Annotated in this window: 14 protein-coding genes; 4 read left to right on the top strand and 10 right to left on the bottom strand. The window is 56.8% G+C overall.

Annotation, left to right across the window (positions count from 1 at the left end; translation table 11 throughout):
• Both N7578_RS21145 and N7578_RS21140 read right to left on the bottom strand, forming a co-directional pair.
• Positions 1 to 1,902 (bottom strand): ABC transporter substrate-binding protein, encoded by a 1,902-nt coding sequence (locus tag N7578_RS21145; protein WP_311112178.1) that lies wholly within the window; start codon positions 1,900 to 1,902, stop codon positions 1 to 3.
• On the bottom strand, positions 1,899 to 3,791 hold the full coding sequence (locus tag N7578_RS21140; RefSeq protein ID WP_311112177.1) for an ABC transporter ATP-binding protein: 1,893 nt from the start codon (positions 3,789 to 3,791) through the stop codon (positions 1,899 to 1,901). Before N7578_RS21140 ends, N7578_RS21145 begins: the two co-directional genes overlap by 4 nt.
• Before the next feature lie 211 nt (positions 3,792 to 4,002).
• Here N7578_RS21140 and N7578_RS21135 point away from each other — a divergent pair, with 211 nt between their 5' ends.
• Entirely contained in the window at positions 4,003 to 4,965 is a 963-nt protein-coding gene (locus N7578_RS21135) for a glycosyltransferase (protein ID WP_311112176.1), read from the top strand.
• Here N7578_RS21135 and N7578_RS21130 read toward each other — a convergent pair.
• On the bottom strand, positions 4,957 to 5,700 hold the full coding sequence (locus tag N7578_RS21130) for a polysaccharide deacetylase family protein (RefSeq protein ID WP_311112175.1): 744 nt from the start codon (positions 5,698 to 5,700) through the stop codon (positions 4,957 to 4,959). The genes N7578_RS21135 and N7578_RS21130 overlap by 9 nt on opposite strands.
• Positions 5,697 to 6,794 carry a glycosyltransferase family 4 protein gene (locus tag N7578_RS21125; protein ID WP_311112579.1) on the bottom strand — a complete coding sequence of 366 codons (1,098 nt, stop codon included), beginning with the start codon at positions 6,792 to 6,794 and terminating at the stop codon, positions 5,697 to 5,699. The genes N7578_RS21130 and N7578_RS21125 overlap by 4 nt, the downstream gene beginning before the upstream one ends.
• Before the next feature lie 127 nt (positions 6,795 to 6,921).
• Here N7578_RS21125 and N7578_RS21120 point away from each other — a divergent pair, with 127 nt between their 5' ends.
• Both N7578_RS21120 and N7578_RS21115 read left to right on the top strand, forming a co-directional pair.
• The gene (locus N7578_RS21120; protein ID WP_311112174.1) at positions 6,922 to 8,262 is read left to right on the top strand and encodes a nucleotide sugar dehydrogenase; all 1,341 of its coding nucleotides are present in this window, start codon (positions 6,922 to 6,924) and stop codon (positions 8,260 to 8,262) included.
• A 35-nt stretch (positions 8,263 to 8,297) separates the two neighbouring features.
• A complete protein-coding gene (locus N7578_RS21115) occupies positions 8,298 to 8,780 on the top strand; it encodes a class I SAM-dependent methyltransferase (protein ID WP_311112173.1) in 483 nt (160 codons plus the stop codon).
• Between the two features lie 16 nt (positions 8,781 to 8,796).
• On the opposite strand, the gene N7578_RS21110 is transcribed toward N7578_RS21115, so the two are convergent.
• The 4 genes from N7578_RS21110 to N7578_RS21095 form a co-directional block, all read right to left on the bottom strand.
• Complete coding sequence (locus tag N7578_RS21110) at positions 8,797 to 10,491, bottom strand: adenylate/guanylate cyclase domain-containing protein (RefSeq protein ID WP_311112172.1); 1,695 nt, start codon at positions 10,489 to 10,491, stop codon at positions 8,797 to 8,799.
• A gap of 239 nt (positions 10,492 to 10,730) precedes the next feature.
• Positions 10,731 to 11,432 (bottom strand): MBL fold metallo-hydrolase, encoded by a 702-nt coding sequence (locus N7578_RS21105; RefSeq protein ID WP_311112578.1) that lies wholly within the window; start codon positions 11,430 to 11,432, stop codon positions 10,731 to 10,733.
• A 347-nt stretch (positions 11,433 to 11,779) separates the two neighbouring features.
• Positions 11,780 to 12,235, bottom strand: a complete 456-nt coding sequence (locus N7578_RS21100) for a cyclic nucleotide-binding domain-containing protein (protein ID WP_311112171.1) — start codon at positions 12,233 to 12,235, stop codon at positions 11,780 to 11,782.
• Positions 12,236 to 12,279: 44 nt separating this feature from the next.
• Positions 12,280 to 14,997 (bottom strand): ABC transporter ATP-binding protein, encoded by a 2,718-nt coding sequence (locus N7578_RS21095; RefSeq protein WP_311112170.1) that lies wholly within the window; start codon positions 14,995 to 14,997, stop codon positions 12,280 to 12,282.
• Between the two features lie 261 nt (positions 14,998 to 15,258).
• Here N7578_RS21095 and N7578_RS21090 point away from each other — a divergent pair, with 261 nt between their 5' ends.
• Complete coding sequence (locus N7578_RS21090; protein WP_311112169.1) at positions 15,259 to 17,010, top strand: alpha/beta hydrolase family protein; 1,752 nt, start codon at positions 15,259 to 15,261, stop codon at positions 17,008 to 17,010.
• A gap of 23 nt (positions 17,011 to 17,033) precedes the next feature.
• On the opposite strand, the gene N7578_RS21085 is transcribed toward N7578_RS21090, so the two are convergent.
• Positions 17,034 to 19,490: a glycosyl hydrolase 2 galactose-binding domain-containing protein gene (locus N7578_RS21085; RefSeq protein ID WP_311112168.1), complete on the bottom strand. Its 2,457-nt coding sequence runs from the start codon at positions 19,488 to 19,490 to the stop codon at positions 17,034 to 17,036.
• Entirely contained in the window at positions 19,487 to 20,470 is a 984-nt protein-coding gene (locus N7578_RS21080) for a DUF1839 family protein (protein WP_311112167.1), read from the bottom strand. Before N7578_RS21080 ends, N7578_RS21085 begins: the two co-directional genes overlap by 4 nt.
• Between the last annotated feature and the right edge of the window lie 2 nt (positions 20,471 to 20,472).

The raw sequence follows: 20,472 nt of genomic DNA, 5'->3' as shown, positions 1-20,472 counted from the left end.
TCAGGCTTCTCCGTCGTACCAGAAGGCATCCGGCATATAGACACCGAGATAGGCGGTGGGTTCGTAGCCGAAAAGCGCCTTCTCTGGCACGTTGCGCATGCGCGCGGCGCGAACGACCGGCTGAAGTGCGCCGTTGACGATGCCGATCGAAAACACCTGCTGCGAATACAGCTCCAGCATTTCAAGCCATATGCGCGTGCGGTCCTCCTCGGATATCGATCGTCGCCATTCCTTCAGCAAGGCCAGCAACTCTGCTGCCGCCGGTAGGTCAGGCGCCTTGCCCTCGCGTCCGCCAGACAGATAATGCACACCCCAGACTGGCCATTGCAGCTGGTCGTCGCCGGTCGGCGCAAGCCCGGAGGGCAACATGTCCGCATTCGGCACGCCGTTGTCCATCCCCATCCAGACTGACATCATGACTTCGCCGCCCATGGCGCGCTTGCGGAAGACATCTCGCTGCGTGGGTCGAACCGAAAGCGAAAGGCCTATCTGTCTCCAATGGTCGGTAACAAGTTCCATCACATCGGTTTCGAGTGTGCTTTCACCGGCGGTTTCGATGATGAGGTGAGCGGGACGACCATCGGGAAGCAGGCGCATGTTTTTGCTGTCGCGCTTGTCCAGCCCGGCTTCGTCGAGCAGGCTGTTTGCGAGTGCCGGATCGAACTCGCTCCAGGCTTTCGCAAATTCCGGGCGATAGAGCGGGCTTTCCGGCAGAACTGTATCGGCGCTCTCGGTCGCCAGGCCGTAAAAGCAGACCATATTGATTTCATGCCGGTTGATGGCCAGCGATAGGGCGCGGCGTACGCGCACGTCCCGGAAGGCTTCTCGCCACACGGCATCGGCGCAGGTGAGATTCGGCAACAGCGCCATACGCGAGCCCTGTGACCGCTTGTAGAGATCGACTTTCAGGGGGAAGCGTTTCTCCGCGTCTTTCAGAAACGTATAATCGGAAAAATCCAGGCCGAGGAACTGAATGTCACTGTCACCAGATGCGGTTTTTGCCGCGATGATATCGGATGATGTGACGTTCAGAAGGAAGCGGTCGAGATAAGGCAGTTGCAGGCCGTTTTCATCGACGCGGTGATAATACGGGTTGCGTTCGAAAATGAACTGCTCGGCGGGCGGAGCGGTTATGTTTCGCCACGCGTCCAGTGTCGGAAGATCCGGGTTTTCCGGGCGGACCTGCCGCGACATCTTGATGTGCAGCCCGCTCCAGTCATCCGCCTTGTTTTTCTTCATGAGTTTGGCGAGGTTTTCTGCCGTCTGATATTTGACGTGGAACTGCTTCATATAGGCAGCCGGCAGAAACAGCCGTGCAGGCGAAGCTGCGGCAAGTTTTGCCAGAAAATCGGGATTCGGCCCTTCCCATGTATAACGCACCGTCAGGTGGTCGATGATTTCGATGATCGGTGGCTTTTCATGGACAAGAAGCTCGATCGGCGGGCCGCCCTTGTGGATCTCGCGGTTGAGGGCGACGTCCTCCCAGAAATAGCGAAAATCTTCGGTCGTGAAATCGCTGCCATCGGACCATTTGTGACCCTCGCGCAGTTTTAGGGTAAAGATACGCTCTTCCTGAATGTCGTAGCTTTCCAGAATATCCGGCTGGAATTTGAAGTTCTCGTCGTAACCGACGAGGCGGGCGTAGCTGTTGATGGGCATCAGGCGAATATCGCGCTGACCGCCGATCAGCATGCGTGCCGATCCACCATGTTTGCCCGGTTCCCGCCCCAGCGCCTTCATGTTGATCACACGGGGATTTTTCGGCAGACGCGCCGAAACATCCGGCAGTTCGCCCTTTTCCTTTTTATCCTTGAAGAAAGAAGGGTCGACGTAAGCTGCCTGTGCGGCGAACGGCAGGAAAACGGAGGCGAGCAGGCCCAGTGTCGTGCGGCGGGTAATCAAGGGCGCAGCTCCCGGATATCGGTGCTGCCGTTTGCGAGAACGAAATGCCCTTCGCCGAGATCTGCCGAGATCATATTCCCTTCACCCTCGTCACGGAATTGTTTGCCCCAGTCAATCTTACCCGTCGCGCTGATTTTGCCGATCGTACTAAAGTCCAGTGGTCGATCCAGATCCGGGAAGGGAACTGCGGCCAGCAGGGATTTCGTGTAGGGATGAACCGGCGACCGCATCAGGATTTCACGCGGTGCAAGTTCGACGATACGGCCTTCGCACATGACGGCAACCCGGTCAGCCATATAATCCACCACCGCCAGATTATGCGAGATGAAGAGGTAGGTCAGGCCGAGATCCTTCTGCAGATCCTTCAGCAGATTGAGAATCTGTGCCTGTACCGAAACATCCAGCGCGGAAACGGGTTCGTCGCAGATGAGCAGTTCCGGGCCAAGCGTCAAAGCTCTGGCAATGCCGATGCGTTGTCTTTGCCCGCCCGAGAAGCTGTGCGGATAGCGGTTGAGCGCGCTCTCTCCAAGGCCAATGGCCTTCAGCAGATTGCGAACCTTTTCCGCACGGTATTTTGCATCGCCGCGCCCGTGAATTTCCATGGGCTCGCTGAGGATATTCCCCACCGTCATGCGTGGCGAAAGCGAGGAGATCGGATCCTGAAACACCATCTGGATCTTGGCGCGCAACTGCTTGAGATCGTCGTCCTTGGCGTTCAGGACGTCGATATCTCCATCCCGGCTGCGGAATGTGACCGCGCCTTCGTCGGGGCGGACGGCACGCATGAGGATTTTGCTGACTGTGGTTTTGCCGCTACCGCTTTCCCCGACAAGTCCCAGACACTCTCCCCGGCGTATGTCGAAACTGACGCTGTTGACGGCCTTTGTTGCGTTTGCCTTGCCGCTGCTGAACCAGCTCGATTTGCGTGTCGTGAAGGTCTTGCTGATGTTGTCGACGATCAGGATTTTTTCCGGCGCCTTACCTGTCTGCACAGGCTTCTTGCCGACGAGGCTTTCATGGTCGACATTGATTTCGCGCAGCGCCTTCAGCCTTTGACCGGGTTTCATATCAAAGTGCGGGACGGCAGCCATCAGTCCTTTCAGGTAAGGGTGGCTGGGAGCCCTGAAGATTTCATCGACGGGCCCCGCTTCCATGATCTCGCCCTGGTAGATCACGGCAACCTCGTCAGCGATGTTCGCCACGACGCCGAGATCATGGGTGATGAGCAGCATGCCCATGTTCAGACGGCTCTGGAGGTCGCGCAGCAGCTTCAGAATCTGTGCCTGAATGGTGACGTCCAGTGCGGTGGTCGGTTCGTCGGCAATGAGCAACGAGGGACGGCAGATCAGCGCCATCGCAATCATGGCGCGCTGGCGCATGCCGCCTGAAAGTTCGAACGGATACATGTTGCAGATCTTCGCAGGGTTGGAGAACCCCACGAGATCAAGCGTCTCATGCATTTTTTCCAGACGATGCGTCGGCGTCAGCACACTGTGGATGCGCAGGGCTTCATCGATCTGGTTGCCGATCGTATGCAGCGCCGAGAACGACGTCATCGGTTCCTGAAAGATCAGGCCGACACGGTTTCCGCGTATGGCGCGGATTTCCTTGCCGTCCTTCGGAAGCTGGAGAAGATCGACGGGAGCCTGTGCAGGCAGTGCCGGATCCGAGAACAGGACGCGGCCCTGAACGCGCGCCGTTTTGGCCTGAATACCCATGATGGTCTGGCCGATGACGGATTTTCCGGAGCCGGATTCTCCCACCAGCGCCGTCACCTTGCCGGGCAAAATGCGGAGGCTGGCACCTCTCACCGCATCGATGGTCCCTCCCATAAGGGAAAACGAGACCTGCAAGTTTTCGATGCGGAGCAAATCCGCGCCTGCGCTCATGCCAAAAAGGTTCCCTGCCGTCGTCGTGAGTGTGGCCCTGTAACAAAACTCGTCCTAGGCTTTGGCTCACGTTATCGTAGGGCATTGTGTCTGTCTATGCTCTTGAAACGCCTGTATATGCTGCGAATTCACAGCCGGCTTCATAAACTCGCGGCTTGCCCGCAGGCTTCTGGTCGGGGATATGTTGGGAAGCGTTTCTGGATGAGGTTTCATGTCTGACAAGAAATATTACGACGCGCTACTGGATAAAGCCCGACAGTTGCAAAACGACGGAAAATATGTCGAAGCGCATGCCATCCTGTCCTCTCTGGTTGCAGTGGGCGATAGCCACCTTATGGGCGAGCCAACGGTGCTTGGTCTGCCGCGCCGGTTGCATGCCGCCCGGTTGCGCCTTGCCAAGTCCGAGGGAGATGTCATCGCGAAGATCGGTTATCAGTATACGCTTGTCCCACCGCCCGCTGCTTTCGCAAAATATGCGGAGTTTTCCGTCGAGGAGCGTCGCGAGATTGCAGAAAAAAGCCGTCAGCAGGTGCCGAAAATCATTCATCAGATATGGATCGGCGACAAACCGCCGCCGGTTTCCACCGATGCGTGGGCCGCGCACGCGCATGCCAATGGTTATGAGTATCGGCTCTGGCGGGAAGACGGGCTGGAGCGGGAGGGCGTGTTTGCAGACCCGACCTTCAGAACCATGCTGGACAAAAAGGATTATCCCGGTGCCGTCGATGTCGCCCGCTATGTGCTGCTGGAACGCTTCGGTGGCATCTATCTCGACTGTGACTGGTATCCGGCCAGGGACGATATGAGTTTCGATGCTTTGCTGCCGATGGCCGGTTTAACTGTCTTCGATGAAAATACACCGCGCGAGACTGGAAAGGGCAGCGTGCTGCTGGCCAACTCGTTTATCGCTGCCCCTGCCGGTCATCCGGTTTTTCGTAGGATGCTGGATTGCTTTCCGACGATCATCAGGGAAATGCCGCGTGCACCCGCATGGTGGGCGACGGGACCGTTGATCTTTACCGTGATTGCGCGGTCGGGCAGCGTCAGCCTTGCACCCGCTGATTTCGTAGCGGCATCCCTTGCTGATCGCGCTCCCTTTGAGGAGGTGGAAGCTATCCGGAACGGCCTTCGCGCCGAAACGGGCGGTCTGCTGATTGCCTGGAAATCATGGTGATGGCGCTTCGACAAGTTCGTCGGAGGAACGCCAGCGGCAGGCCGGGTGGTTTGCCGTAATCTCGAAAAGCTTCGTCAGAAACTGCCAGACGCTTTCATCATGGACAAGGTGGTGGGTGAGAATGCCCGTCGTGCCGCCGCTCGCCATCGTTCGTGCTATGCGATCAGCCGTTTCGGCAAACAGGATATCGTGGTCACGTCCTCCACGGCTGCCATGCCAGTCCATCACGTCGACATGTGTGTTCAGGGAAGGTGGTGTCGTGGTTTTCTCCGGCCCGAACACGGAAAGCGCATGAAACCCCAGTTCCGGCAACAACTGCACGATGCTGGCGTCTATGCGGTTCCACGGCGGCACGAGCATGGGAACAAACCGCGCCCCATGCAGATCGCGCAGCTTCTCCAGACCTTCATGCAGTTCGCCAACCACGATGGAGGGGTGGCGGTGACGGCCAAGTTCCTGTTTCTTCTCACCTTCGCCGGCGTGGTTGGCGTGCGACCATCCGTGGACCGCGACCGTGACAAGGGGCGCTTCGTGGAGATGGCTTGCCAGTTTCTGTGTCGTGGTTGAAGGGATGACGGCAAGGGTCAGGGGAACGGAAAATCGACTGGAGAGGTCGAGCAATCTGTCGAGTGCTTCCGTTGGCTCCACCGCGTCATCGTCGCGAAGCCAGAGATCGGCCGTGAAACCACGCCGCGTACATTCATCCAGTGCAGCAACAAGTTTCTCGACGCTCATGATTCCGGTGCCTTCACCTGCAAAAGAATATGGTTCAGCCTTTCTGCCGCCGTCGCCAGAGTGCGTTCCTCCATGACGAAGCGGCGAGCGGATGCCGACAGTTGGCGACGTTGGCTTTCGTCGGTGAGCAATGACTCGATGGCTTGCGCATAAGCGGTCGTAGCGCCTGCCGGGGTCAATATGCCGGTGGAACCGGATTTCACGACCTCAGGCACACCGGCTATCCGTTCCGCCACAACGGGAAGACCGGCTGCCTGTGCTTCCAGATAGGCGAGGCCGTAAGCCTCTCCATGACCGGGCCAGACATAGAGGGCGGCTCTCGAGTGGAGTAGGGCTATCTCTGAGGCGGTCTTTTGGCCGTGCCACACAAGCCGCCCCCTGTCGAAACGGCTGAACATCGCCTCGACTGTCGCGCGTTCGGGGCCGTCTCCAACGATATCCAGTGTCCAGTGCAGATTGTTCGGCAACAGAGCCAGCGCGTTGGCCAATGCCTGGTAGCTGCCGAGCTTGTCACCCGCCCGCATCATCGCCACGGTAATCATCTTGCCTGTCGTGGGTGCAGGCGCGTTTTCCAGAAAGGGATCAGCCTCGATGAAAGGGGGCAACATTGTCGTGTGGATGCTGGACGAGGCGTCCGCCAACCCGTCCCGGTCCCGTTCCGTAAAGCATATGTTGACGACAGCCATTTCCAACGTCGTCAGAAGCTCGTCCTGCACGGCCTGCCAGCCCATCGCGTTGCGTTTGGGAGCGTAGGAGGCCTCCACTGTTACGTAGGGGATGCCGAATTCTTCACACAGTTTCGGTCCCAGAAGGTCCGGGGCTTTGTAATATGGATGATAACAAAACCACAAATCGGGTTTTCCGTCCCGGCACCATTGTGTTGCAAGGGCTTCCGATTCCTGCCGCGCCGCCTCGACGATTGCGTCCTGGTTCGGATCGTCGGGTTGTTTCGTGAAGCTGCGTAGCTCCGAAACCACTGAGACATCGTGGCCGCCCATCGCCATGGCCTTCATCAACAGGCGCGCCATCAGCCTGTCGCCGGAGGGGACGGGGTGATTGGGCGATTTCAGCGGCGAATAAAAAGCAATCTTCATCCGCATGGTTTTGCTTCGGGCGCGGTTGTCGCGTCAACCGTAATTTGAGGATGCCGAGCCTTGACAGCTTCTTCATTCTTGCCCAACTGAAAGGCATCTTTTTGTAATGCGCGGAGCGTGACACGCTTTGACTTCATCAGTCTCCTTCCAGAACTTGCTCGCCAGTATCGAAAACAAGACCGTCCGAGCGGGTGTTATCGGGCTGGGTTACGTCGGTCTGCCATTGGCTATGACGATAGCCAAGTCGGGTTTCAACGTTACGGGTTTCGATATCGATCCCGGTAAGATCGTCTCGATCGATGCGGGCCGCAGCTACATAGAGGCGGTGTCCGACGAGGTTCTGGGAAGCGTGCGGCGAGACGGCACGTTTGTCGCGACGTCCGATTTTTCGCAGCTGGCCACGTGCGATGTCATTGCAATCTGCGTGCCGACGCCGCTGACGAAATATCGCGAGCCGGATCTTTCCTATGTCGAAAAGACCTGTCGGGATATCGCGGCGCATCTTCGTGAGGGCCAGCTCATCGTTCTGGAGTCGACCACCTATCCCGGTACGACCGATGGCGTGGTCAAGACGATACTGGAAGGATCGGGGTTGAAGGCCGGTGCCGATTTCTTCATCGGATTCTCGCCTGAACGCGAAGATCCCGGCAATCGCGATTTCGAAACCTCGACCATCCCGAAGGTCGTGGCCGGTGACGGCGAGCCGGCTGGAACGCTGATGACGGCTTTCTACGGCGCCGTTGTGAAGACGGTGGTTCCGGTGTCGACCACGGCGACCGCCGAAGCGGTAAAAATCACCGAGAACGTCTTCCGGGCGGTCAATATCGCGCTCGTCAACGAATTGAAGGTCGTTTACGAGGCGATGGGTATCGACATATGGGAGGTGATCGATGCGGCCAAGACCAAGCCTTTCGGTTACATGCCGTTTTATCCTGGCCCCGGTCTGGGCGGTCACTGCATTCCCATCGATCCCTTCTATCTCACCTGGAAGTCACGTGAGTATGAATTGCCAACACGGTTCATCGAACTGGCTGGGGAGATCAATACCGGCATGCCGCGTCATGTGATCGGACGACTTGCCGAGGCACTCGATATCCATGCAGGCAAGGCACTGAGCCGGTCGAAAGTGCTGGTGCTGGGACTGGCCTACAAGAAGAATGTGCCGGACATTCGGGAAAGCCCATCTTTGAAGCTCATCGAACTGATCCACGAACGTGGCGGTGAGCCATTCTACCACGATCCTTATGTTGCCGAGATTCCCAGAACGCGTGAGTACAGCGGCCTGATGGGCATGAAATCCGTCGAGTGGAGCAGGGAAGCCATCGGTGCCTTCGATGCCGTCCTCATCGCCACGGATCACGACAACGTCGATTACGCGACGCTTGCGGAGTGGTCGCCGCTCATCATCGATACCAGAAACGTCTTTGCGCGTCGGGGCATTGCTGAAAAACATATCCTCAAGGCCTGATCGCCCTTGCCTTTTTCGTTTGGATCGGATTTCCCATGAGCAGACTCGACAGTTTCATTCGCCGATTGACCGCGCAGCGGGATATCCTCAACCACGTGCACCGTGATCTCGAATTGCCTTCAGACGGTGCGATCATGGAGGTCGGTCTTGGCAATGGACGGACGTTCAATCATCTGCGCGAGCTTTTTCCCGAGCGGCGGATCATCGCCTTCGACAGGGCAATGGGTGCGCATGCCTCGTCTGTTCCTGCCGCCGAGGATCTGGTCATCGGTGAAATATCGGAAACCGCTCCTGCTTATGTCGGCTTCGAGGCAGCGCTGGTGCATGCCGATATCGGCACCGGATATCCTGAAAAAGATGCGCTGACGTTGACCTGGTTGCCGCAGCTGACGGCGGGCATGCTGGGTGCGGGCGGTATCGCGATCAGCGGTCTTCCGCTTGAACATGCAGCCCTTGAGCCGCTGTCGGTGCCGGATACCGTACCGACCGACCGCTATTTTCTCTACCGGAAAGTTTGAGGCGGAACTGTCTGCGTCACAGGAACCGTTCGCTTTCTTCCTTGGACAGAAGAAAGACTTTAAGCTTTGAATTCCTACCGCGAATGGCGATCTTTTCATTGCGCAGATCGGCGATATCCTGCCCTGCCTGGACGATTGTCGGTTCGGAAACGACAATAGCTGCACCGAGTTCCTTGGCTATCGTTTCCAGTCTGCTTGCCACATTCACGGTATCGCCGATGGCGGTCAGTGTTTTAGCCGGACCATAACCCATGACACCGACGATTGTCGGGCCGGAATGTATTCCGATCACGACTTCCAGCCGGACAGCAAACTGCCGCTCAAGCCCTTCATTCAGAAGCGATAGTTCGCGGAGGATGGTGGCTGCGGCCTTCATGGCATTGCGACAGGCGTTTTCGGGATCGCCTTCGACCCCGAACAGCGCCATGGCGCCGTCACCGATGAACTTGTCCAGACGTCCGCCCGCCTGCTCGACGGCCTGGCCGACAATCGTGAAATAGCGGTTGAGCAGGAACACCACATCGTAAGGCAGTTTTGCTTCCGACAGAGAGGTGAAGTTGCGGATATCGCAAAAGAGGACCGCGATTTCCTCTTCCCGGCCGGGTCGGGTGGGTTGTGCATCGGGTGGAAGATCGCTCTGCTGGGTGGACGAGACGAGAAGTGCCACGGTCAGATCATGCATCGGGCGCAGCTGGCAGCCCAATCTTACATCGGAATCGGCGTGAATGCGCCGAAGGGTCGTCTGCTCGATGTCGCCCGGGGGCGGCAGAGGCCCCTTACTGTTGAGGATCCTGACACGGCAGGTGGAGCAGCGTCCCTTGCCTCCGCAAACCGAATAATGCTGGATGCCGTCTATCCGGCTTGCTTCCAGAACGCTCAGCCCAGCCGGGACACGGACCTCGGTGCCATGTTCGTAACGAATTGCGATGGCGCTGGATCGCTGCCGCCAGTTGCGCACACCGCGCATTGCGATGACAAGTCCGATCGCGGATAGAAACAGCGTCTGTACCGTTGTTGTGATGGCTTTGATATTGGTTTCCATCTGGCTCGGCGCACGCTGGTATTCTGGATGTCTGCTGTACTCCTCAAGCCCCGGCGGCAAGGCCTGTCTGGCGCTTTCCTCTTCAAGCAGCCTCCCTGCATCTGCGAAACCCAGAAGAGCCAAGATGGGAAGCATGACGGCAAATGTCAGGAAGATGCTGGAAAAACGCGGATACCAATCCCGGTAGCGCAACCAGAAAAACACACCGATACAACCATGTGTCCAGATCACCACCAGCGCAAAACTCTGCCACGCGCCGGCGCCGGGATTGTCGACCCACAGTCTGCGAATGATATCCGGGTAGCCGAGGTCGACCTCGTACAGCATGCGTGAAAAGCGGATATTCACGGCATGGCCGATGATAAGGAACGGTATCAGCAGTCCGAGCGTGGTTTGAAGAGCCTCGCGCACAGGCATGCGCAGTGTGCGGCGTTGGTATATTGAGCGGAGGGCAAGTAGAAAATGGACGAAAACAGAGCCGTAAACCAGAGTGCTGCTGACAGGATTGAGCCATATGAGGCTAAACCATTTGCGGCCTTTTTCAGCGGTTTCGAGTGAAATCAGTGCAAGGGCATGGTTGGAGAAATGGCTGCAGACAAAGGCAAACATCACGAGGCCGGAGATGATCCGGGCACGTCTTAGCGCGGTATCGGACATCAGGCGGATCATATTGATGCCTTCATGCCACAGACCGAGGCAACGCCGCCTGTTCCGATCTTGCCGTTCCTGTCATTCACCGCGTCACCGCCCGCTTCCAACCTCCCGACAAGCCGGGATGCCTCACCTTTGTTGCGCCCTATTGCGCAATGTCCCGTGGCAACATCGTGGAATACAACATAAACTTATTGTCACTTGTACGTGTTTATCGCGCTTCGCGGCCAAAGCACCGGCGGCCGCATCGTTGGCCATCACAGATCGATGATCTGATGATCCATCGCCGCGAAAGCACCACCAAACAGCTCTTTTGCCTGCTTTTCGATATCATCGAGTTCTGCGTCAGTGCGGTTCGGAGAATGATGGATAAATCCCACGCTTTTGGCATTGGCAAGCTTGGCAAGGCGGATTGCCTGTTGCCACGAGGAGTGGCCATAACCTTTGTAAAGGCTCATCTCGTCGTCAGTGAACATGGCGTCGTAAAGAAACAGATCGACGTCCTTGATCAGATCGAGAACCGTCTCGTCGTTAACCCCCGGTTCGTGCTCCGTGTCAGTTATGATGGCAAAAGATTTTCCGGCCCAATCGATGCGATAACCCACCGCGTTTCCGGGATGGTTGAGCATTCCGGTGCGGATGGAAAGTCCGGGGCGTACATACAGCGTATCACCCGGAAGAAAGTCCCGCGTCGCTATTCTCGCGCAACAGATTTCGAGAGGAACCGGAAACCACGGCGGGCTCATGAATTCCTTGAGCATCTCGCGCGTGGTTTTTACGCCGACCAGATGACCGGACCAGATCTTTACATCATTTGAATTGTTGTAGAATGGCTTGAAGTAGGGAAAGCCGACGATGTGGTCATAGTGACAGTGAGAGAAAAACAAGTCGACGTCCGTTATGCCTTCCGCGCGTAGCGCAACGCCAGCCGGTAACAACCCGGAGCCTGCGTCGAACAAAAGGACATGATTTCCGCATCGGACTTCGATGCAGATGGTATTTCCTCCATATTTCCGGAAGTTTTCACCTGAGACGGGGAGTGTTCCTCGCGCTCCCCAGATCTTTATCCGAAAATTTTCATCACTTTCCCGACCCGCTAAGTCGGAACCCAACACCATGACACACCCCAAACCACAACGACCCTTGCAAGCCTTTCCTCCCATGAGGGCCGTCGTAAACGCATTCCCGTGTCTGTCCCCCTCGACAGACACCTGACCTGATTATTCATTCAGCATTTCATTTATATTGCAATGGCGCCACGTCTGTTTTTTCAAGTTCACGCGCCCTGGTAGCAAGGAATTGCTAATTATGATTTTACGGCCGTGCGCGCCTTGCTGAGTTCGGCCGTTGTCTGCGTGAGCCGTTCGGCAAGAACACGCATGACCTTGATGGTGACATCCGGGAAATCTGACATCAGCTTAAAGAACTGTTCCTTGCCGATACGAAGTGCCTCTACATTCGTCGAAGCACGCACGGTGGCCGTTCTCACGCTGTCACAGAGAATGGCAATCTCGCCGACGATGGCGTTGCCGGTCATTTCCGTGAGCTTGATCTGGCCTGCCGGTGAATCGATGAGAACATCGACTTTTCCTGTGAGAAGTACATAGGCGGCGTCTCCGACATCGCCCTGTCTGAAAAGCACGTCGCCACTGTGGTAGGATACGCGATCGGATGCAAAAGCAAGAAGTTTAAGCTTGGCCGGTTCCATCTCCGAAAAGAAGGGCACTCGTTTCAGCATTTGTATTTCGTCTTTAAACAGCATCGTTTTACCCTGATCTCGTTCCACCTCGGTCACGTCTATTGACATTATGTTGCGACCATTTCCTGGAATGTACCGTTTTCTTGCGCAAGAGTCTCGTAACTTCCATCGGCGGTTATCGAACCCTGATGCACAACGATGACGCGATCGAACATTCGCGACAGTGTCGCGTTAGACAACACCCAGACGATGGAGGGGTTACTGTTGTTCTGTTTCAGGAATGTAATGACTCTTTCAACGATTTCCTCCTGAAGCCGGTGGTCCAGACCCGGGAGCGGGCGATTGAAAATATAATAGTCCGACTTGCGCATCAGCGCGCGCGCAAGGTTGAGCTTCTGTCTCTGCAGCGGTCCCAGCCGCTTACCGCCGGCACCGAGATTGAAATCCAGACCGACTGCCAGAACCCGTTCGTACACGCCACGCTTGCGCATGACATCGGCCACGATCTTTGTGATGCGCCGTGATGCGTCAGTATATCGATAACTGATCTTGCCGAACAGAATGTTGTCCAGAAGGCTGGTGGCGCTCATGTACTTGGTTGGATCGTAGATCTCGATCATGTTTTTCAGGTTATCGGGCAGGTTGGCATGGAACATGTGCCTGACCTCGATGATCCGATCCATGATGTCCTGCGTCAGCAGGCCGAAGCGCTGTCTGGGTTCGATGTAGAAGAAACTCAGGCGCAGCATCGCGCGTTTCTCCGCCTCGTTGGCGTCCGCGTAATGTTTGCCCTGAAGGCGTTGCAACATCTGCTGATAGACCGGGATATCATCCGGCGTCATGAAGGTAAGCTGCTGGAAGAACGGGTGGTCGCCCGGCAGATCGGCGAAGATTTCAACGATGTTTTCAGCAATCGTGTGACCCATGTCGAACAGGGTTTCGACAAGTCCCGTCTCATGCATCAGGGAGCGGAAATAATCGCTTTCAATGATTGTCTTGATGGTTTGCGTCTGATCCCGCATCGTGCCGAACAGGAGGTTTTCGCCGACCGTCGCCTCGCTGTTGTAGCTGTTGAGTTCGAAGGGAGCGATAAGGCCGCTCAGATTTTCCTTTTCCAGCTCCGAGCGTAGGACATTGCGCAACTCGACGATGCGGGCTGCCAGATGAAGGTCGCTCAACGGGTCGATGGACGAGCGCAAGGCAAATTCGAGAACATCCTGCGACAGGTCGACCGTATCAAGGACGGCTAGAACCGCCTTTGCGATATTTTCCGGCTTTTCGTCACCAGCCGGGCTGGATGCGTAATCGATCCAGTTTCCGTTAATGTCGACTTCCGGATTGCCGGCCATCCTGGCTTCCCGGACTTCCCATTTTCTGTGCTCCAGTTCTGTGCCCTGATACAGCTTTTCCGCAAGCAACGCATGCTTCAAACCATAGAGAAGGTTGTCTTCAAGGCTGGCGTGGAAGAAGTAACTATCGGAAGAAACATAGGAAATACGTCTTCCTGTCACGGATTCCGGCAATTCCAGAATGTCGACGTCGTTGATCGTGATCTTGCCGCTTGCAGGCCACAGGGTTCGTCCCACCGCATCGGCAAGCGCTTCTGCACCGGAGCCGCCTACAATTGCGATCACTTCGCCGGGTTCAATTTTCAAGGATGCCTGTTCGAGCAGTCTGCTGCCGCTGTCATCTTCAAGCGTAAGATTGCTGATGACGATCGGGGCTGTGATTGCTGTGCTCGACGCTGCGGAGAGTTCCTGCACCTTTTTATCAATCATGTTCGGCGCGTTGAACTGTTCGAATACCTGTTCGTATTTGACCTGAACGTCCTGCCGTGACTGATCCCAGTCGATGAGTTCCTTCAGCGGGCCGGGCAGTTCCTTGTAGGCGTTGATGACGGCGACGAGCTGGCCGACGTCGAGGCTGCCCTTGAGGGTCAGATATCCGCCCAAGGCATAAAAGAAGAAGGGTGTGAGTTGTGCGAGGAAATTATTGATGAATTTGACCAGAAACTTCCACTGGTAGAGGTCGTAACGGATCTTGAAAATATCGCCAAGCCGATGCGATGCGTCGGCTCTTTCGTAGTTGGATGTATCATAAGCGTGGATCGTGCCGATGCCGTCGACCATTTCGCCGATGCGTCCGGCAAGCTGGCGGGCGCTGAGCTGGCGCTGGCGTCCCAGTTCGATAAGCCTGCGCCGCATCTTCGGAATGATGCCAACCTGAATGGCGGCCATGAAGGCGGCGATCAGGCCGAGCCAGAAATTCTGGACAAGAATGAAGAAAAGCGCCGAAAGCGCCTGACCGCCAAGCAGGGCAGGCTGGACGAAGGCATCGCCTGTGAAGCCGCCCAGCGGCTCCACTTCATCCTTCACCATGCTGGAGATTTCAGCGCCCTTCACACGTTTGAAATGGCTGGGCGGAAAACGCAGTATCTTGTCGATCAGTTCAAAGCGGATACGGCGCAGAAGGCGCTCGCCGAGGCGGCCCTTGTAGGTATTGATGTAATATTTGAAGAGGCCGTTGATGACGACGAGTGCAAGAAACGTCAGGCTCAACGCCATCAGCATCGACATGCGGTCGAGCTCAAGCCCCGGGAACAGCTCCACGGTTCCCCAATATGGAATGTCCAGGGTGAGGTGCATGAACGGCTGTGTCGCATTCGCGCCCTCAAAGCCATCGCCCTGAATTGGTCCGTTGACGATCTGTTTGGGAAGGTCAAAGGCAAGGAAATAGGGAATCATCGACAGAGCGACGATCATCAGAATAAAGAGCTGATGCCGCTTGGTATGCGTCCAGATGTAACGCGTAAGGCTTTGTTCCATAAAAGACTTCTATGATTTTTCGGGCAATACCCGTCGTTTGATTCCTGCAATGTTCCGGCGTGGGGCGCCGGATAACGCAGATCCCTCCTACAGATAGTGCGCTGCTTGCTATTTATCAGCATCTTCAGGACGTTTCGAGCAAAATAGCGCCCCTCTCTCTGTGAGGCATATTATTGTCGTAGAACTGGCGTTAAGACGTTTGATGTATCTACAAACAGGTATGATTGAGCCAAAGCACCCGCGTAAATAACGGCAGGGACGATGACGATAAATATTGCAGGACAAACAGGCGGCAAGAGAGCACAGCCGGTTTCCTTTGATGGTTGTGTCGGCATTTTTCATCCTGCACAGGGTGACACCCGACAGGACACGGCAGTTCTTTTCATGAGCCCATGGGGTATGGAGGAACTGTGCAGCCGCAAGTTCTACAGGCTCGTTGCCGAGCGTCTGGGGGCTGCGGGCATAGCAAGCCTGCGTTTCGATTATCACGGGACAGGAGATGCACTCGATCCGGATGACACGGGCGAGGATGCTGACTGGTCCTGGAGTGCTCAATCCGCTCTGAGATCTCTTCACCGGCTTTCGGGTGCGTCACGAATCGTCGTCGTGGCGCAAGGTCTTGGCTGTCTGATTGCCTTGCAGGCTTTTGCGGGCGAGGCCACCATCAGCGGAATGGCTTTACTGGCTCCCGTTGTCTCTGGTCGCGGCTATCTGCGCGAGCTGGCAATGTGGTCATCGATGATCGATGACGGTCTGGGTCTTCGTGCAGAGCAAAGATTGTCGACATCCGGCTCAATCGCCGGCATGGAAATGCCCGCTGGCATTGCAGAAAAAATCAAGAAGGCCAACCTCTCGAACCCGTCTGTTCTTCCGGCTGAACGGCTGCTTGTGCTGACCAGGCCAGGACGTGTGGCGGAGGATGATTTTGCACGCCATCTGCAATCGCTTGGCGGTGATGTCGACGTGGCTGCATTTTCTGGTTACGACGATCTGGTTTCCAGCCCGACGTTGTCGAAGATGCCTGAACACGTCGTGAGCCATATCGTGGATTGGGCGACATCTCAGGCAAACGTCTCCGATGGCGCAGAACCGGTGGATGATCGCATTATCAGCGTTGGGCAGGCTGGTCGCGGTTTCTTCGAGCAGCCCGTTCAATTCGGCGATAACGGTCGCCTGTTCGGCGTTCTATGCCAGCCTTCCGATGACGCTGCATCTTCTTCCGTCCTCTTTCTCGGTGCCGCCTACGACAGGCATGCCGGATGGGGCAGGCTTTCGGTAAAGATGGCACGCGAACTTGCCAGAGGCGGAATTGCATCCCTGCGCTTCGATGTAGCGAATGTTGCGGATAGTCCACCGGTGGCTGGTGTTCCCGAACAGGTGCTTTACGATGTTGCCCAGAACGATGATGTCGTTGCAGCCGTCGACTTCCTGTCTGCGCAAGCAGGTGGAGCGATTGTGGCGGCTGGACGTTGCAGTGGAGCCTATCTCGCTTTCAACGGCGCAATTGCCGACGATCGCATCCGCTCCGTTGTCGCGGTCAACCCGGTCGTTTTTCATTGGCTGAAAGGTCGCTCTGTCGATGAGGCACTGCACAAGCGGCCACGCTCCTTCGGCGAGTACAGACAGCGCTTTCTGCAAGGATCGACGTTCAAGCGCCTGTTCAGCGGCGATGTGGATGTGTTTAGCGCGGTACTGAACATCATCAAGGCGACAGCAAAGAAGGTGTCCACGAAGACGGCACGGCTTTTCCGCAGGAACAGCGAAGAGGGACGCGCCGTCTACTCTGCTTTTGACAGGCTTCGGGCCAGCGGTACGGTCGTCAGTCTTCTCTACAGCGACAACGACGACGGTCTCGAACACTTCAGATATTATTTCGATTCCGATGGCCGCGGGCTGTCGTCCTATCCCAATGCGTCCGTGACGATCATTCCCGATGCCGATCACAATCTGTCGACGCCACAAGCCCGTGCGGTCTATCTGGACACTGTCAGGCGTCTCGCTTCACAACCTTGAACGGCTGTCTTGCCGGAGACTCTCTAGAACGAAAAGCGGCGGTTCGAGCCGAGCGACATAACCTCGCCGGATGGTTCGTTTGCGGGGGCGTCGGTTTCCGGCAATAGCTGAATCTTTTTCGCTTCGCCGGCGGCGAGGTGAAACCAGTTTTCTGAAACACGATAGCCATCGGCTTCAACATGCACTGACTGCGCCAGACGATCCGTCTCGATTTCCAGAAACCAGAGGCCATCCTCATGGTTTTTGACGATCCGCAACGAAGCCGCGTGCAACGCTTTTTTGCGTCCGACCGGGAAATGGAAGGCATCTGCGATTACAGCTCCGGTCGCGGCATCGCGGATCCGGGCAATCGTTGCGTCATGCGAAGGCGGCCCGAAACGATAGGCATAGGTCGTATCGAAAAACGCGCCAAACAGGTCGGTTGCCGCAATGACGAGACTTTGGCGGGGTATCAAATCGACTGCACGTTTGGCATGAACGACCGGTTGCAGACCGTCACGCAGGCATGTCAGTTCCAGGACGACATTTTGGGGTTTGGCAGTTTCGTTGATGACATGCACATCAAGACCGTTCGTGCCTTCATCGGAAAGGGTCACCTGAACGGGGCGGAAAGCCCGTTTCAGTGCATGCCAGACGGATTTCGGTCTGCCGGTGGCGTCGATCACGCCCCAGCCTGCACCGGGTACGATATCCTGCAAGGTCCAGACAAGCGCTCCCTGGCAGGACGAGCCATGGCGGCGCCATTCCGCGAAGGTTGCTTCCATGACTTCCGCTACGGCCGCGCGCGACATGTCCAGATAACGACCGCCGTCTTCGCGCCGCAAAACATCGGGTTCGACCTCATAGAGAAGCTTGAGATAATGATCGCGTACGTCTTCGAAATCCCACGAAGCACCGCGGTCACGTGGGGTTCGGGTTTTCCATCGCGGATCATGGACCGGCTGCACAGACAGATGATGATCCAGCGTTTCCTGTTCGGGAATGTTTGCAAAAGCCAGACATTCAGCAGCGAAGCGTACGTCTGCCCGGCGGGCATCCTCAAGAGGTCGGCAATAGGCGCCCACGCCGTAGTAGTGTCCGACACCCGCATTCGGGAAAAATGGCAATGCCCCGCCCGATGGCGAGTTTGCCACATAGGCAACATCGGGTCGCTTGGTCTTCACCAGTTCCGGAAGAATTTCCTCCGTCAGCGGTCCTTTCCATATCTGTTCGGGCAGACCCAGCATGGCACCTTGCTGATACATCTCGCTGCCGCCGCAAAATACGGCAAGCGAAGGAGAGAGCGCATTGGCCTCGAGAAACTGCGATATCTCGGTCGTCAGATGTTCGCGAAACGCTTCGTCCTTTGCCGGGTAATCGAAATTCGCAAGCATGGCGTCCTGCCAGACCATGATGCCGAGCTCGTCGCAGAGGGTGAAGAACTCGGGCGTTTCATAGGCCATCGTGCCGCCGACACGAATCATGTTCATGCCTGCATCGGCCGCCTGTCTCAGCCAGGGTTCATACTCGGCTCGCGTGCCCGGCAACCGAACGATATCGGCTGTCGTCCAGGCTGCTCCACGACAGAAGATGGTTTCGCCGTTGACCCGCAGCCCGAAGCCGTTTCCATCCGCGCCCCGGTCGATGTCGATCCTGCGGAAGCCCGTCTTCCCAAGGTTGAGCCGCTTGCCGTCCAGCTCCAGAAAAACTTCATGAAGGACCGGCTTACCGTGAGTATGCGGCCACCATGGCGCAACGTCCGGGAGTGCCAGTTCTCCTGAAAGACTGCCAGCCTCGTAGACCGTGAGGTCGGTGGCATGTTCGCCACATATCAGTCGCGCAGTTTCAACGTGGCTATCGCTTTCCAGTGCGATGGCAATCGTTCCTGTTCCTCTGTCGTCCAGCGAACACCGGAGGGAGCCGCGGCCCTCAGTGTGCCGGACGATGCTGATGGGACGCCATGGTCCCGTTGCATGTATTTCCGGGCACCAGCCCGGCATGTATCCCAATGCGGTGGTTCGGATCAGCCGAAGACCTTGCGTGTTCATCATCTGCGGTCGCCAACGGGCCCGAGGGCCGGTTTTTTCCAACCTCGGCGCAAGCGCTCGGAAGCATATCGCCAGCTCGTCCGCACCGGTGAGTTCTACCGGAATGTCGAGTGTTTCGAACATGCTTTGTGATGCGGCAACCAGTTCACCGTTCAGGAAAATCTCGGCTATTGTCGCCAGGCCGCCGAAGTGCAGCGTCGCGCGTCCTTTCGTGTCTGAAATCAGGGTCAGGCGATACCATGCATCCCTGTCGTTCAGGGCATGAGGCGCAAAACGATCGAACTGGCCCACCGTTTCAAGAGCCTGTGCCACAGTGCCGGGCACGTCGGCCGGGACGGTTTCGAGATTTGCGGGAATATCCGAGGGCAGGTCGCAGGCATCGGCCGGTGTCAGCGTAAGCGTCCAGCCTTCGCTCAGCAGGTCCGCCGTCTCGCCCAGGATGTTCACTCTCACGCGGCCTCGCTGGCGTCAGACAGTTTTCTGCCCAGCGCGTCCATCAACTGATCCCACGCACCTGCGGCCGGATCTAGGACGGTTGCGAGCGTATCGAACTTGCGGCGTGTGACTGCCCTTGCAAGCTGGAACTGAACGGTTTTGGCGACTTCCGAAATACGCAACGCGTGTTGGGAAGCCTCGTGAAAACCGCTTTTGTCGAGCCAGTCGAGGTGACTTGCTGCCAGTTCGAAATTGGCGCCGAGCTGGCGCAGCGTGTTGAAGGCGTATTTGTGAAAGAAGCCAAATGGCCGGTCGGCGACTTTCTCCACCTGCGCCGGAAAGACGGCTGAAAACGCACGGATGGGATTTGCAGATGGCCGGCGAGAGAAATGCTGCTTCAGCAGGCGCCCTGCCGTCTTGCGAAGATGCGCTTCGGAATTGTTGCCATCCGGAAACTTCGCGAACTCTGTATAGGGCAGGAAAGGCGTGTCCGTTTCTTGCAGATGGTGCTGGAACAACCCATCGAAATCCTCGCCTTCGAGATGGAAAAAGCCGGCATTGTGGAAATAGTCCAGCTCGCGCTTTTCCCTGTCCAGCCTGTTCACTGCAACGGTCGTCTTGCCATGCTCCTTGCGATAGCCCACGCCGTGGGTATCAGGCATGTAGAAACTGTCCATCTCGATGAGGCAGATACGTCCACGTTCGAGTTGCACCTCGATGTGGTTTTCCACCTGATCGAAGATCGCCAGTTCCGTGACGCGGATATCGTAAAGCGTTTCCAGGTCTTCCAGAGGCACTTTGAAAAAGGTGAACTGATCGCCCTCGAAATCCTGGCTCAGCGTGAAGCCAAGCATGGCTTCCGGCGGCAGGCCTCGGGCGGCCAGAACCTCGATCCACAGATCGACGTAGCAGTTGGTTTCCGGCCACATTCTCTCGGAAGAATGCAGCGGGTGCTGCGTATGATTACGTGGGTCGAGGCCCGGAAAAATCTGCGTCATGG

This window comes from Agrobacterium tumefaciens, assembly GCF_031801495.1.
In the GTDB taxonomy this organism is placed as follows: Bacteria; Pseudomonadota; Alphaproteobacteria; order Rhizobiales; family Rhizobiaceae; genus Agrobacterium; species Agrobacterium tumefaciens_K.
The sequence above is the reverse complement of the archived record's forward strand: the minus strand, read 5'-3'. Positions and strand labels throughout refer to the sequence as shown.